Raw genomic sequence first — 13,772 nt, 5'->3', positions numbered from 1 at the left:
GGCGATCATCGCAGGGCGGTCTCCGCGACCGAGGACCGTGCGGAGACGATGTCCGCGAACCGGGTCCCCATCCGGAGGTAGGCCGCGGCGTTCGGATGCAGACCGTCGTGCAGATCGGCGGCCTCGTCGGCTCCCAGCAGTTCACGCCCGTCGAGATGGCTGAGCGCGGGATCGGTCTTCCGCCGTTGCGCCACGAGGTCGCGCAGGCTCTCGCGGACCGTCGTGAGGGTGAGAGCGCCGAGGGGGACCTGATCCGCGCTGCCGCTCGCCAGGGGGCGGCGGGTTCCGGGATCCGTCACGGTCGGGCCGGGTGTGTGCTCCAGAGTGGGCGACGGGATCGGTGAGATCACCAAGACGGGGGTGTCGGGGTGGCCTTCGCGGATGGTGTCCAGGAATCCGTGCACGGCGGGCAGGAAAGTACGCAGGCGCATGGTGGCCTGCTCGACGATGTTGGCGCCGATCTTGAGGCTGATCAGGTCGGCGGGCATGTCCCGGACGGTGCGCGCCATGAACGGGTCGAGCATCGCGTTGCCGGCGAGAGCGAGATTCGTCAGATGGAGCCCGACGGCCGTCGCCGCGACGGAGGGCCAGGTATCGGTCGGCCCCTCGGCTTCGAGGGATTGGCTCACCGAAGAGCCGTAGTGCACCCAACGCGGGCGGGTGTCCGGTTCCGCCGTGCGCAGCTCCGCGTCCGCCCGGAGCGAGACGAGATCGCAGCCGACCGACTGGGGCAGCCAGATCTCGACCTGCTTGTCGCGGTCGGCGAGACCGGCGAAGCGAACCGTGTCCGCTTCGCCGGGGACCATTTCGACGTCGTTCCGTACGGAGACGATGTGCAGCAGGTCACCGCCGGTCAGGTGCTCACGGCGCACCCGGCGGCCGTCGACGACCAGGTCGACCGCCGCCGCCAGCGGCTCTCCGCCCGGCACCACCACCCGGGTGGTGTGCAGGGTCAGTTCGAGCGTGGTGGCCTCCGTACGGAAGACCAGCCGTACGCCGGCGGTCGCCTGCGCCACCACGTCCACGAAAGGGTGCGGCAGCTGCCCCCGCGTCCAGGCGGGCAGTCTTCGTGGTCGAAGTCCCCGCTCGTTCTCCTGGAGATCGAGCGCGCCGTCGACGCGGACCTGAGCACTGGGGAAGGTGGTTCCGTGCGACAGACCGGTGGCCATCTCGCTTCCGCCCTTCGAATCGGCACCGAGCCGGGTCGGTGATCACCCGTCACATGATGCGGCCAAACGGATGTCGTCGGACCAGCTGCCCCGGGGCGGGATCCACTGGGAAGGGACCGTACGTGGTCGAGCGCGTGACCCCGTATCGCCGTAAGTGGCGGCGGCCCCGCCGGGCAGGCCCTCGTCGGCGGACAGCGCGGCCCCCGGCGCCCGGCACCCCCGGCAGCCGCAGCCCCTCACCCGCCCCCCTCACGCCGCCCGCACCGCCATCCGGGTGCCCAGCTCCAGGATCCGCAGGGCTCGTTCCGTGGCGTCGGCGAGGATTTCGCTGGTGCCCTCGATCGCCTCGGGCAGCGACATCGGCGCCGGCAGGATCGCGCTGTACGCGTCGACGCCGATCGCCCGCACCAGGTGGGCGCCCGGACCGATCGTGCCCGCGAGGACGAACACCGGCACTCCGGCCGCGTGGGCGCGGCTCGCGACCTCGGCGGGGATCTTGCCTCGTACGGTCTGGTGGTCGAGCGCGCCCTCGGCCGTGATCACCAGATCGGCGCGGGCCAGTCTGGCGTCCAGGTCGAGCCGGTCGAGCAGGACCTCGAAGCGGGGCAGCAGTCGGGCGCCCAGTGCGGCCAAGCCGGCTCCCAGGCCACCGGACGCCCCGGTGCCGGGGGCCGTCCGCAGGTCGATCGCGGGTGGCAGATCGCGGGTGAGGACCGCCGCCCAGCGTTCCAGGGCCGCCGACAGCACCTCGACCTCGGCCGGGCTCGCGCCCTTCTGCGGCCCGAACACGCGCGCCACGCCGTGCGCGCCGCACAGGACGTTGAACGGGTTGCAGGCCACGAGGAGTTCGGTGTCGGCGAGGCGCCGGTCGAGCCCCGAGGTGTCGACGCGGACCAGTTCCGTGAGCGCCGCGCCGCCCGGCGGAAGCTCCTGGCCCTCGTGGTCCGTCAACCGTGCGCCCAGTGCCTGGAGCGCTCCGGCGCCGCCGTCCGACGTGCCGGAGTCGCCGCAGCCGACGAGCACCCGACGCGCCCCGAGGTCCAGGGCGGCCCGGATCAGCTCACCGACGCCGTAGGTGGTGGTGGACCCGGGATCACGCCGGTCGGCGGGTACGAGGGAGAGACCGGCGACCGCGGCCATCTCCACGACGGCGGTGACGGGGCCGGGGCCGTCCTCGCCGAGCAGGGCGAAGTGTGTGCGTACGGGCAGCCCGACCGGGCCCGTGGCGGTGCACGGCACCAGCCGGCCGCCGCCCGCGAGGGCCAGCGCCTCCGCCGTACCCTCTCCCCCGTCCACCAGCGGGATGAGATCGATGTCGGCGTCGGGGATCACCCGCAGCACGCCTTCGGCGATGGACTCGGCCACCTGGGCCGCGGACAGGGACTCCTTGAACCCGCTGGGGGCGATGACGATGCGGTAGCTCATGGCTGGGTCTCCAGGTGGACGGGCACGCCGAGCAGCGGCCAGACGGCGAGGGCGAAGAGCAGCACGAGTGCCGCGGTCAGGGGCGCGAGCAGGGCGGAGAGCCGCAGGAGATCGCGTGGGGTGTACGTGGGGGTGCCGGGCACATCGGCGAAGAGCGCGACGGGTTTGGCGGAGGCGGGGAGGGTGTGGCAGAAACCGGCGGCGGCGGTCGACGCGAACGCGGCGGCGACCGGATTGACGCCGGCGGCCATCGCCGCCGCGACGACCAGCGGGACCAGGACGGAGGAGCGGGCGGAGCGGGACTGGAGTGCCAGATGCGCCGCCGTACTGATGACGACCACGCCGGCGAGGAACAGCCACGGCGGCATCGACTCGCTGCCGGGCACCCAGCCCACCAGCCAGTCGGCCGCGCCCGATTCGGAGAGCGCGATGCCCATCGCCATGGTGGCGGCCATGAACAGGAGCAGGGGCCAGGGCACCGTCCGCAGGCCGTCCTTGAGACCCACCGTGCCCAGGGCGGGCGAGGCGGCGACGACGGCGCCGATGAGGGCGACCACGGCGGGCGACACCCCGTGCAGCGGTTCGCTGCACCAGAGCAGGACGACGGTCCCCAGCAGCAGCAGGCACCGCGCCTCCGGCGGGGTGAGCGGTCCTTGCACCGGGGCGTCCGAGTGTTCCTGGATCTGCTCCGTGGTGATCCGCACGGGGCCGGTCCGGTCGGCCCGGCGGGTTGTCGTCAACAGCACGAGTTCGGCGGCCAGATGGGAGGAGACGACGGCGAGCGGCAGTCCGAGGATCAGCCAGGTGACAAAGCTCAGTTGCTCTCCCGTCTGTTCCCACAGCACGCTGACGGTGATCAGATGGGCGCCCGCGCCGATCAGGGTGGCGACGGCGGAGAGCAGGATCACCGTCGGGAAGAGCAGCGCCAGCATCACCACCAGCCGCTTCCGGTCGGCGAGCGCCTTCGCGAGTGCCAGGAAGACGGGCAGGGCGAGGGCGGCGCGGCCGGAGGTCGCCGGTACGGCGAAGGCCGTGACGACGAGCCCGGCCGTGGTCAGATGCGTCAACTGCCGTACGGTGCTCGCCCCGCCGACCAGCCAGGCGGCGGCGCGGCCCGCGAGTCCGGTCTTGCTGACGGCCGCGGCCAGGACGAACGCGCATATCAGCAGCCAGACGGTCTCGTCACCGAGGGTCGCGAACAGCGTCTCGCTGCTGATCACCCCGGTCGCGGTGAGCGCGAGTCCGGCGCCGAGTGCGACGTACGTGTCGTCGACCGAGGTGGCGATCCACGTGTAGGTGGCGAGGATGAAGACGACGAGCGTGAACCGCGCGTCGCCGCCGAGTCCGGCGACACCGCCTGGCAGGGCGAGCAGGGCGCAGAGGCCGAGAACGGCGCTGAGGCAGACGGTCTGCCGGAGAGTGAGGGACACGACGATCAGCCTGGGCGCCGGCCGTGAGGTCCGAATGAGCCTTGTGTGAAAGCCGCTTCATGTACGCGGCGGCGCCGGCTGCCGGGCGCGAGGGGGCGAAGTGCCCTGGTGGGCGGGCCGCGTTCACGGCATGCGGTAGCCCATGCCCCGTATCGTCTCCAGCCGCTCGGCGCCCAGCTTGCGCCGCAGCGCCCGCACATAGACGTCCACGATGTTGGAGCCGGGGTCGAAGTCGTAACCCCATACGTGGGAGAGGATCTGCTCGCGCGACAGCACCTGGCCGGGGTGGCGCAGGAACATCTCCAGCAGCACGAACTCACGGGCCGTCAGATCCACGGTCCGCTCGTCGGCCCGCGCTCGCCGTGTCCTCAGATCGAGGCTGAGGCTGCCGCTGCGCAGCATGGTGACCTCCGGCGCCCGCGCCGCCGTGCGCAGCCGCAGCCGCACCCTGGCCAGCAGTTCCTCGAAGCGGAACGGCTTGGTCATCCAGTCGTCGGCGCCGCCTTCGAGCCCGGCCACGGTGTCGCGTACGGAGTCCCTGGCCGTCAGCACGATGACGGGCAGCGTGACGCGCGCCTCGCGCATCTCCCGCAGGACGGTGAAGCCGTCCCGCCCCGGCAGCCCGATGTCCAGGAGCACCAGGTCGAAGCCGCCGGACACGGCGTGGTGCAGCGCGGAGTCGCCGTCGTCGGCGACGACGGTGGTGAAGCCGTTGGCCCGGAGCCCCTTCTCCACGAAGGAGGCGATCCGTTCCTCGTCCTCGGCGATCAGAATTCGGTTCATGAGCCCGTCTCCAGAATGAGTACGAAGGTGGCGCCGCCACCGTCGGTACGGCGCAGTTCGACCCGGCCGTGGTGGCCTTCCGCGATCGCCTTGACGATGGCCAGTCCGAGTCCGGCGCCGCTGGTGCGGGCGCCCCGGCGGGCGGTGCCGCGCCGGAATCTCTCGAAGATCACCTCGGCGTCCTGCGGCGGGATACCGGGGCCGTTGTCGGCGACGTACAGCTCGATCCGGTCGCCGTACTCCTGGGAGCCGATGCGTATCCGCTGGCCGGGCACCGTGTGCTGGACGGCGTTCTGGGCGAGCTGGACCATCGCCTGGGTGATCCGCTGCGGGTCGAGCGGTGCCTCGAGGTCGGCCACCGTGTCGAGCAGCCACTCGCGCTCGCCGAGTGTGCGGGCCTTGACGAAGACGTCGGCGGTCAGCTCGGCGAGCTGGACCGGTTCCGGGCTGACGAAGTCGGGCCGTTCGGCCCGTGCGAGCAGCAGCAGGTCCTCAACGATGCGGCTCATCCGGTCGAGTTCGTCCGTGACGAGACGGATGGTCTCCTCCCGGTCGGCCGGATCGTCGCCCATCAGTTCCAGATGCCCGCGCACGATGGTGATGGGCGTACGCAGTTCGTGTCCCGCGTCGTCCACGAAGACCCGTTGCGCGGCGAACGCCTGCTCCAGCCGGTCGAGCATGCCGTTGAACGTCTCGGCGAGCGCGGCGATGTCGTCACGGCCCTCGACGGGGATACGCCGGGTGAGATCCCGCTCGGTCAGCTCGGCGGCGGTTTTGCGTACGAGACGGACGGGCGCCAGGATGTGGCCGGCGACGGCCCAGCCGATACCGCTCGCCAGGACGAGCGCCATGCCCGACAGGGCCAGCAGCGTCCAGAACGTCTTGTCGGCGACGGCCCGTTCGCGGTCCGCGTGGAAGGCGACGACCAGGGCGCCGGGAGGTTCGTCACCGAGCGGCCGGATGGTGACCTTGGCCCAGCGCAGTTCTCCTTGCGCGCGGTGCAGTGTGCCGGAGGAGCCCTTGGCCGCGAGGATCCGGTTGAGCCCCTGGCTGTCCCGCCACAGGGCGACGCTGTCGGGAATGTCCCGGCGCTGCCGGACGATCTCGGACCGGCTCGCGGAGGAGCGGGGCAGGCCCAGCAACTCCTCGTCCCGGTCGGCGTACTGGCGTTGCAGAAAGGTCTGGAGCAGGGTGCGCGAGTCACCGAAGCTCTTGCCGGTGGCCGGGTCCACGCCCTGGACCACGAAGTTGGCGAACTCGCCCGTCTCCTGCGACAGCAACTGGCTGATGCGGTGTTCCACATCCCGGTGGAGGATCGAGCGCACCGTGACGGCCACGGCCCCGAGGGCCACCGCCATCACCACCAGCAGCCAGAGCAGAATCCGCACCCGCGCGGAAACCCTCGGAACGTCAACCGTCATCACCGAAGTCGTCGTCATCGTCGTCGTCACCGTTGCCGGCCGACGGCCCCGGTACGACGTCGTCGTCGGAGGTCCCGCCCGGCGAAGCGGTGGATGGACCCGTGGGCGAACCGGTGGACGAGCCCGTGGGCGAAGACCCAGGTCCGGTGCTCCGCCGGTCGTCCGGTGTGCCGCTCGGCGTGCCACTCGGCGTGTTGGAGAGCTGTACGCCGGGGGGCACCTTGGGCGCGTCGGGACTGTCGGTCATAGCGTAGCTGGTCGCTGCGATGCCGAGCGGGATGGCGACGACCGCCGCCAGGGCCGCCAGACGAGGTGAGAAGGCCATGCGGTTCATCCTGGCGAGCGGGCCGACGGCCAGCATGAAGCCGGGATGAGGATTTCTTCATGAAGGCCCCCGGTCCCGGCCGCGCACCGTCTCGGGTGGTGGGTTTCCGGGGGGAGGAGGAGCTTGGGGAGATGAGGTACCTCGGTTCGGGGAGTTGGTGGTCCACGATGTCGAACGCGTCCCAGCACCCACGACGACGCCCGCGCCGCGTCGCCGTCAGCCGCGAGGGACCCGTCCTCGTCGAGGGGCCGGTGGAGGTGGTGGACGAGGCGGGGAACACGTTCGTCTCGGACCGCTTCGTCGTCGCCCTGTGTGTCTGCCGCCGCAGCCGTTCCTACCCGTGGTGCGACACCAGCCACCGCCGCCGGGTCCGGGACGACGGGCGCTCAGGCCCGCCCGGCGACCGCACGGAGGGGACCGGCCGTGGCGACGTACCGTGAGTCACGCGCGCTGAGCCCGCCGCTGCCGGAGGCCCGGGGCCCGGTCTCGGCCGCCGTACGCGTGGCGCTGGGCGACGGGACGGCCGTGGCGCTCCCGCCGGGGTCCGTGGCCGGGGCGGACCCGTTCGGTGACGATCTGCAACTGGCCCTGTACGTCCTGTACGAGCTGCACTACCAGGGTTTCGACGGGGTCGACGACCGGTCGGAGTGGGACCCGGAGCTGCTGCGGGTGCGCCGCGACCTGGAGGACCGGTTTATCGGGGCCGTACGGGACGCCGTGCCCGGAGGCGACCACGCGGACAGCGCGGACGACGCGCTGGCGGAGCTGCTTGTCGAGCCGGTGGGGGACGACGGGACGAGCATGACCCACTTCCTGGACCGGGCGGGCACCCGGGACCAGCTGCGCGAGTACGCGGCGCTGCGCTCGGTCTACCACCTGAAGGAGGGTGACCCGCACGCGTGGGTCATCCCCCGGCTGCACGGCCGGGCGAAGGCGGGAATGGTGGCCGTCGAGTACGACGAGTACGGCGCGGGGCATGCGGAGGCCCTGCACGCGCGGCTCTTCGCCGATCTCATGGAGGATCTGGGGCTGGACATCCGCTACGGGCGCTATGTGGACGTGGCGCCCGCGCAGGCGCTGGCCACCGTCAATCTGATGTCCGCGCTCGGGCTGCGGCGGGCGTCGCGCGGCGCTCTCGTGGGTCATTTCGCCACGGTGGAGGTGACCTCGTCGCCGGGCTCGCGGCGGCTGGCGCACGCCATGCGGCGGACCGGTGCGGGCGCCGCCGCCGAGCGCTTCTACGCCGAGCATGTGGAGGCGGACGCCGTCCATGAGCAGGTCGTCCGGCGTGAGGTCGTCGCGGGCCTGCTGGCCGACGAGCCGCAGCTGGAGTCCGATGTCGCGTTCGGCGTCCGGGCCACCGTGCTGCTGGAGGACCGGCTGGCGGCGTATCTGCTGGACGCCTGGCGCGCCGGACGCAGCGCCCTGCGCGGCCCGCTGCCGTCGTGAAGGTGCCCGTCCTGTCCTGACGGCGCCCGTCGTGACGGTGCCTGTCGTGACGGTGCCGGCCTCACGGGAGGCCGATGACGGCGATGCCGCTCTCCACCGCCAGTGCCACCCGGGTGCCGTCCGGGTGCACGGCGGCGACGGGTGTCGGGATGTGGGTCACCCCGTACGGACCCTCCTGCCGGGACGTGGCCAGCCGCGGCCAGCGCGCGACCAGCTCGCCCGTACGGATGTCGTAGAGGCGCGGATATCCGTACAGCGCGAGGACCGCCTCGCCGCAGCCGAGGATCGCGCCGAACGGCCCGGGTATGTCGTGGCGGTGGAGCCAGGTCGCCGAGGAGCAGGACCACACGCCGAGTTGACGCGGTCCCTGCCCCCTCCCTTCACCCGACTCGTCGTCCATCTCGGGATACCAGCCGATGTCGCCGGCGACCACGGCCAGCCGGTCGCCGTCGAGCCAGCAGGCGGAGTCCACCTCGGCATGGCTCAGCGACAGGAGGTCGAGGATGCCGTCCGCGTCCAGCACCGAGGCGTCGGTCAGGACCCGGTCCAGGTCGTGCACGTCGCAGATGGCTGCCGGATGCCACACCCAGCCCGCCGTCATCAGCCACCGGCCGCCCGGACTGACCGCCGGCCGCGAGTGGAACAGGTTCGACATCTCCTCCCGGGATCCCGCCGCCAGGCGTTCACCCGTGGCGACGTCCTCGATCAGGAGCAGGTCGTAGCGCTCGGGGCAGTGCACCAGCACTTCCCTGCCGTCGGGCAACTCCCCCAGGCCCACCGGATAGTCGAAGGCATCGGCCTGCTCGTCGTCCCGGCGCAGTTCCCGGACCACCCGCCGCCCGTCGAGCAGCAGGCCGCGCGTACCCCGCTCGCCGTACACGACGGTCCACCGGCCGGACGGTGACGTGACGGCGCGGTCGTACATCTCCGCGAACCTCCGCCGAGTACGCCGGTGTTCCCTTCCGTCGGCCGACCAGCGGCGCCAACCGCCCACCGGGTCCAGCAGATCGTCCCCGTCCCACACGAGCGACCGCACCTCGCCGGTCCGTACCCGTATCTCGCGCACCACAGCGCCGTCGTCGTCCATCGAAGCCCCCCCCAAGGCACGCCGCTCCCCCGGCGGCGTGCCCTCATCATCGCCGACGCGGCCGTCACACGGGGGCGTGTTCCCGAAGCCGGCTGAGCAGTTGGTCGCCGACGCGGGCGACTTCCGGCCTGTACGGGGTGTCGGAGAGGACGAAGTGGGTGATGCCGAGTTCGCCGTAGGCTCGCAGGGCGGCGGCCACCTCGTCCGGGGAGCCGACCAGCCAGGTGGTCCCGGCGCCCCCGCCGCCGACCCGGCCGGGGGTGGTGTAGAGGCAGGAGTCCAGCACCTCGCCGCGTTCGGCGAGGTCGTAGAGCCGTTGCTGGCCGACGGCCCGCCGGCGCCCGTTGTCCATCGTCGCGTCACGGGGCGCGCCGGCCAGCTTGGCCACCTTCGCCTCGGCGTCGTGCCAGGCCTCCTCGCTGGTGTCGCGGATCAGCGTCGTGATGCGCAGGCCGAACTCCAGCGGTGCGTGGGTACGGCCCAGGGACTCGCTCAGCTTCTTGAGACGGTCGATGCGCTCGGCCACGCCGTCGAGCGGTTCGCCCCAGAACAGCTGGACGTCGGCCTCGGTGGCGGAGACCGCCTCCGCCGCCGGGGAGGCGCCGCCGAAGTAGAGCCTGGGGGTACGGCCGTTCTCGGCGCCGTACGGGCGCGGGCTCACCGTCGAGTCCTCCACACCGAAGAACTCGCCCCGGAAGGTGACGTGTTCCTCCGTCCAGAGCCGGCGCACGAGTTGGAGGAATTCCCGGGTGCGGTCGTAGCGGCGGGCCGGGTCGCTCTCGCCGTCGCCGTACGCCCCGGCGTTGTCGAGGCCGCTGACGATGTTGACCAGCAGACGTCCGCCGCTGAGCTGGTCGAGGGTGGCGGCGGCGCTCGCGAAGTGCGCGGGCTGCCAGTAGCCGGGCCGTATCGCCACCAGTGGTTTGAAGGTGGTGGTGCGGGCGGCGAGCGCGGTGGCCACGGTGAAGGTGTCCGGCCGGCCCCATCCCGTACCGATGAGGGCTCCGCCCCAGCCGTGCGCCTCGGCGGCGCGGGCGATCTCGGTGGAGAAGCCGAGCGTGCCCCACCCGTCGGCGGTGTCGTCGCCGCGGTGGCCGGGCTCGACGGTGTTGGGGATGTACCAGAGATATTCGTCACTCATGTCAGTACTCCGATTCGCTGTCGGGCGTTGTCCTGCTGGTGGCCTCGGGCCCGGTCGTACGCGCCCCTGTCAGCCACGGCGCGGGGGCAGGCCCGTCCCGTGGACGGCGTACTGGTCGATCAGCGCCAGTTCCTCGCCGGTCAGCGGCGGGAAGTCGGTCGCCGCCCTGATGTTGTGGTCGAGCTGCCAGGTCGAACTCGCCCCGATGAGGGCGCTGGTGACCTCCGGCCGGCGCAGCACCCACTGGAGTGCCAGCTGGGCGAGGGACTGGCCACGCTTGGTGGCGATGTCGTTGAGGGCGCGGGCCCGTTCGCGGTAGACGTCGCTGATGTCGTCGGGCGACAGGAAACGGCTGGTCGCGGCGCGGGCGTCGGCGGGTACGGTCCCGTCCAGGTATTTGTCGGTGAGCAGTCCCTGGGCGAGCGGCGAGTACACGATCACGCCGGTGCCGTCGTCGGCCGCCACCTTGAGCAGGCCGCCGGTCTCGGGGGTCCGGTCGAACATGGAGTAGCGCGGCTGGTGCAGCAGCAGCGGGACGTTCGCGCCGCGCAGCAACTCGGCCGCCTCATGGGCCAGTTCGGCGGGATAGTTCGAGATGCCGACGTACAGCGCCTTGCCCTGCTCGACCGCGCCCACCAGGGCTCCCACGGTCTCCTCCAGCGGAGTCGTGGGGTCGGGGCGGTGCGAGTAGAAGACGTCGACGTAACTGACACCGAGGTCGCGCAGGCTGTGGTCGAGCGAGGCCAGGAGTGATTTGCGCGAGCCGCCCTTGAGATAGGGGCTGTCCCCGAGCGCGTTGCCCGCCTTGGTCGAGATCAGGATTTCGTCGCGGTAGGGCGCCAGGTCGCTTCTGACGAGGCGTCCGAAGAACTTCTCCGCCGCGCGAAACGGCGGTCCGTAACGGTTCGCGATATCGAAGTGGGTGATTCCGAGGTCGAACGCCCGCAACACGATGTCCCGTTGGGTGTCGAACGGGAAGTCGTCGCCGAACTTCTGCCAGAGGCCGAGGGAGAGAGCGGGCAGGGCGAGACCGCTGCCGCCCGCGCGGCGGTAAGGCAGCTTCTCGTAGCGGTCGTCGGCGGCTCGGTAGGCCATGACAGGTGATGCCTTTCCGGAAGTCGCCGCTCGCGGGCAGCACGGAGCGCCCGCGGGCGGCGGAAAGCGACAACCCACGGCGCGTCAGGGCGCGGTGGGAGGAAAAGGAGAAAGAAGGGGGATCAGCAGAAAGGTGAAAAAGGCGGGAAAGGTGCGAAGGGAGCGCGACTGGACGTCAGCGGGAAGTCAGGTGGGACCGAAGACAGAGCGCGCTGGCCGACCGCAGAAGGTCGACGTGAATGCGCGTGACGAGCCTGACACCTGGATGCACCATGCAAAGGTAAGCGAAGCGAAGGATCCTGGCAATGAGCGCAGCGGCCGGGGATACACGTGCGCGGACCGGCCGAGGGGGCGCCGGGGACGGGTTGTTGCAGGGTTGTTGCGCCGCGTGGCGAAGGAGCGGTACGAAAAGTCGGTACGCTCCCGGTTGACTTCGGGGCTTCGGCAGGCGCTCAACTGCCGTCAACAGGGGATGATCGACCATGACCAGCACACCTTCCGCCAACCTGTTCAAACCACTTGAGGAAGGCGACCCGGCCGTTGTCGGCGGATATCGTCTCGCGGCCGTGCTCGGCACGGGCGGCATGGGCAAGGTGTATCTCACCTACACCCCCGGCGGCCGGCCCATCGCGCTCAAGGTGATCCGGCCGGAGTTCAGCGAGGACCCCGAGTTCCGCAGGCGCTTCCAGCGCGAGGTCCAGGCCGCGCAGCGGGTGCAGGGTCTGTACACCGCGCCGGTCATCGACTCCGACACCGAGGGCACGCAGCCCTGGCTCGCCACGGCGTACGTACCGGGTCCGTCCCTCGCGCACGCGGTGGCCCAGCACGGCGCGCTGCCGCTGCGGAGTGTGCTGCTGCTGTCCGTCGGAGTCGCCGAGGCCCTTCATGTGATCCACGGCGCGGGAATAGTCCACCGCGATCTGAAGCCCGCCAACGTGCTTCTCGCCTCCGACGGCCCCCGCGTGATCGACTTCGGTATCGCCCGCGCCGCCGACACCACCGCCCTCACCGGCACCGGTGTCAGCGTGGGCACCCCGTCGTTCATGGCGCCCGAACAGGCGTCGGCCGGTACGGTCTCCCCCGCCACCGACATCTTCGCGCTCGGCCAGATCGCGGCCTTCGCCGCGATCGGTTCCCCGGCGTACGGCGAGGGGTCGTCGCACGCGGTGCTCTACCGGATCGTGCACGAGGATCCCGACCTCAGCCGGGTGCCGGCGGAGCTGCTGCCCCTGGTGACCCGCTGTCTGACGCGCGAATCCGAGGGCCGGCCGAGCCTGACGGAGATCATCGAGCTGTGCCACGAGATCTCGCCCGTCCCGTTGCGCCAGGGCGAGGACTGGCTGCCGCAGGCGGTCGCCGGATCGATCACCGAGCGGCTGCGGCTGCCCGAGCCGGCGAAGACCCCGCCGCCGATGCCCACGATCGCGCCGACGCCGACGCAGTTCTCGCCGCAGCCGACGGCGCCCGGCACGGTGAACCCGTACGCGCCCACCGGTTTCGCCACACCCGCGCCGTCGCAGACGGGGCCGGGAGCACCCGGCCCGGTGCCGGGAGCACCCGGTTATCCGGGGCACCCCACCCAGGGCCATCACACTCCGCCGCCCGGCTACCCGATGCAGCACTCCTCGCCCGGCTACCACCACACCCCGCCGCCGGTCGTCCACGCTCCCTATGTGCCCCCGCAGCAGCCCAAGAAGAAGCGGACCGGGCTGATCGTCGCCGCCTCGGTCGTCGGCGCGATCGTCGTCCTCGGGGTCATCGGCTCACTGCTGCCGGACGGCTCCGCGAAGGACGACGAGTCCAAGTCGCCCAGCGGCAGCACCAGTAGCACGGGCGGCACCGGTGACAGCTCGGCCGACAGCGAGCCCTCGGGCACGGACGCGGAGAAGAAGCGGCCCGACCCGAAGCCGGCCACGTACAACGGCATCGACATCACCGAGAGCTACCAGATCATGCTCGCCGACAACCCTCCGCGGCCGGCGGACGAGGATGTGTCCTACAGCGGCGGAGATCTGTACTACTACGTGGACAGCCTGTTCGGGGACAACAACTACATCGGAACCGACAACGGCAAGTTCATCCTGCTGAACAACTCGCAGAAGGGCTCCCTGGAGACCTGCCGCACGGAGACCCGCTTCACCGAGCGGATCACCCTCGACCAGCTCAGTTCCGGGTCGGAGTTCTGTGTGCTCAGCGACGCGGGCCATATCGCGGTCGCGACGTACAAGGGCAAGGGCGGCGCCGAGGGCTCGACGTACGTCACCTTCGACCTCACGATCTGGCGGAACGCGGAAGAGGCCAAGCCGGAGGACTAGGACGGGTCCGGAAAGTCCCGCCCGGCCGTCCCCGCGTCACGGCGTGCGCCGGGCGGGTGAGCCGGTCGGCGGGATCGGCCCGGCGTGCTGCGGGGCCGGTCCCGACACCGTATTGGTGGCCTCTTCGGGCAG

Annotated in this window: 13 protein-coding genes; 3 read left to right on the top strand and 10 right to left on the bottom strand. The window is 71.5% G+C overall.

Features of this window, described 5'->3' with window-relative positions:
- Positions 1–5: 5 nt before the first annotated feature.
- The 6 genes from ACFYNU_RS24085 to ACFYNU_RS24060 form a co-directional block, all read right to left on the bottom strand.
- Positions 6–1,169, bottom strand: coding sequence for a lipase (locus ACFYNU_RS24085; protein WP_356585240.1), 1,164 nt, complete (start codon positions 1,167–1,169; stop codon positions 6–8).
- Positions 1,170–1,418: 249 nt separating this feature from the next.
- Positions 1,419–2,594, bottom strand: coding sequence for a glycerate kinase (locus ACFYNU_RS24080; RefSeq protein ID WP_356585239.1), 1,176 nt, complete (start codon positions 2,592–2,594; stop codon positions 1,419–1,421).
- A complete protein-coding gene (locus ACFYNU_RS24075; RefSeq protein ID WP_356585238.1) occupies positions 2,591–4,024 on the bottom strand; it encodes an SLC13 family permease in 1,434 nt (477 codons plus the stop codon). The genes ACFYNU_RS24080 and ACFYNU_RS24075 overlap by 4 nt, the downstream gene beginning before the upstream one ends.
- Positions 4,025–4,147: 123 nt before the next feature.
- Positions 4,148–4,807 carry a response regulator transcription factor gene (locus ACFYNU_RS24070; protein ID WP_023536688.1) on the bottom strand — a complete coding sequence of 220 codons (660 nt, stop codon included), beginning with the start codon at positions 4,805–4,807 and terminating at the stop codon, positions 4,148–4,150.
- Positions 4,804–6,228, bottom strand: a complete 1,425-nt coding sequence (locus ACFYNU_RS24065; protein WP_356585237.1) for an ATP-binding protein — start codon at positions 6,226–6,228, stop codon at positions 4,804–4,806. The genes ACFYNU_RS24070 and ACFYNU_RS24065 overlap by 4 nt, the downstream gene beginning before the upstream one ends.
- Complete coding sequence (locus tag ACFYNU_RS24060; protein WP_356585236.1) at positions 6,218–6,553, bottom strand: small hydrophilic protein; 336 nt, start codon at positions 6,551–6,553, stop codon at positions 6,218–6,220. Before ACFYNU_RS24060 ends, ACFYNU_RS24065 begins: the two co-directional genes overlap by 11 nt.
- Positions 6,554–6,684: 131 nt before the next feature.
- Between ACFYNU_RS24060 and ACFYNU_RS24055 the strand changes: the two genes are divergently transcribed.
- Positions 6,685–6,993, top strand: coding sequence for a CDGSH iron-sulfur domain-containing protein (locus ACFYNU_RS24055; protein ID WP_356585235.1), 309 nt, complete (start codon positions 6,685–6,687; stop codon positions 6,991–6,993).
- Positions 6,977–8,002, top strand: coding sequence for an iron-containing redox enzyme family protein (locus ACFYNU_RS24050; protein WP_356585234.1), 1,026 nt, complete (start codon positions 6,977–6,979; stop codon positions 8,000–8,002). The genes ACFYNU_RS24055 and ACFYNU_RS24050 overlap by 17 nt, the downstream gene beginning before the upstream one ends.
- A 61-nt stretch (positions 8,003–8,063) precedes the next feature.
- Here the strand turns inward: ACFYNU_RS24050 and ACFYNU_RS24045 are convergent, their stop codons facing one another.
- The 4 genes from ACFYNU_RS24045 to ACFYNU_RS24030 all read right to left on the bottom strand — a co-directional run bounded on the left by ACFYNU_RS24045 (position 8,064) and on the right by ACFYNU_RS24030 (position 11,599).
- Positions 8,064–9,089, bottom strand: coding sequence for a hypothetical protein (locus ACFYNU_RS24045; protein ID WP_356585233.1), 1,026 nt, complete (start codon positions 9,087–9,089; stop codon positions 8,064–8,066).
- Positions 9,090–9,153: 64 nt separating this feature from the next.
- Entirely contained in the window at positions 9,154–10,230 is a 1,077-nt protein-coding gene (locus ACFYNU_RS24040) for an LLM class flavin-dependent oxidoreductase (RefSeq protein ID WP_356585232.1), read from the bottom strand.
- Between the two features lie 69 nt (positions 10,231–10,299).
- A complete protein-coding gene (locus ACFYNU_RS24035; protein WP_356585231.1) occupies positions 10,300–11,325 on the bottom strand; it encodes an aldo/keto reductase in 1,026 nt (341 codons plus the stop codon).
- A 175-nt stretch (positions 11,326–11,500) separates the two neighbouring features.
- Positions 11,501–11,599 (bottom strand): putative leader peptide, encoded by a 99-nt coding sequence (locus tag ACFYNU_RS24030; RefSeq protein WP_356585230.1) that lies wholly within the window; start codon positions 11,597–11,599, stop codon positions 11,501–11,503.
- 208 nt (positions 11,600–11,807) lie between these two features.
- Here ACFYNU_RS24030 and ACFYNU_RS24025 point away from each other — a divergent pair, with 208 nt between their 5' ends.
- The gene (locus tag ACFYNU_RS24025; protein WP_356585229.1) at positions 11,808–13,640 is read left to right on the top strand and encodes a protein kinase; all 1,833 of its coding nucleotides are present in this window, start codon (positions 11,808–11,810) and stop codon (positions 13,638–13,640) included.
- Positions 13,641–13,772 lie beyond the last annotated feature (132 nt).

The organism is Streptomyces sp. NPDC006643, assembly GCF_042870175.1.
Classification (GTDB): domain Bacteria; phylum Actinomycetota; class Actinomycetes; order Streptomycetales; family Streptomycetaceae; genus Streptomyces.
This window is presented reverse-complemented; position numbering and strand designations above follow the sequence as displayed.

What these genes read in the sequence shown, in the direction of transcription:
- ACFYNU_RS24085 (WP_356585240.1), bottom strand. Translation starts at nt 1,169, where the DNA reads ATGGCCACCGGTCTGTCGCACGGAACCACCTTCCCCAGTGCTCAGGTC.
- ACFYNU_RS24080 (WP_356585239.1), bottom strand. Translation starts at nt 2,594, where the DNA reads ATGAGCTACCGCATCGTCATCGCCCCCAGCGGGTTCAAGGAGTCCCTG.
- ACFYNU_RS24070 (WP_023536688.1), bottom strand. Translation starts at nt 4,807, where the DNA reads ATGAACCGAATTCTGATCGCCGAGGACGAGGAACGGATCGCCTCCTTC.
- ACFYNU_RS24065 (WP_356585237.1), bottom strand. Translation starts at nt 6,228, where the DNA reads ATGACGGTTGACGTTCCGAGGGTTTCCGCGCGGGTGCGGATTCTGCTC.
- ACFYNU_RS24060 (WP_356585236.1), bottom strand. Translation starts at nt 6,553, where the DNA reads ATGGCCTTCTCACCTCGTCTGGCGGCCCTGGCGGCGGTCGTCGCCATC.
- ACFYNU_RS24055 (WP_356585235.1), top strand. Translation starts at nt 6,685, where the DNA reads ATGAGGTACCTCGGTTCGGGGAGTTGGTGGTCCACGATGTCGAACGCG.
- ACFYNU_RS24045 (WP_356585233.1), bottom strand. Translation starts at nt 9,089, where the DNA reads ATGGACGACGACGGCGCTGTGGTGCGCGAGATACGGGTACGGACCGGC.
- ACFYNU_RS24040 (WP_356585232.1), bottom strand. Translation starts at nt 10,230, where the DNA reads ATGAGTGACGAATATCTCTGGTACATCCCCAACACCGTCGAGCCCGGC.
- ACFYNU_RS24035 (WP_356585231.1), bottom strand. Translation starts at nt 11,325, where the DNA reads ATGGCCTACCGAGCCGCCGACGACCGCTACGAGAAGCTGCCTTACCGC.
- ACFYNU_RS24030 (WP_356585230.1), bottom strand. Translation starts at nt 11,599, where the DNA reads ATGGTGCATCCAGGTGTCAGGCTCGTCACGCGCATTCACGTCGACCTT.
- ACFYNU_RS24025 (WP_356585229.1), top strand. Translation starts at nt 11,808, where the DNA reads ATGACCAGCACACCTTCCGCCAACCTGTTCAAACCACTTGAGGAAGGC.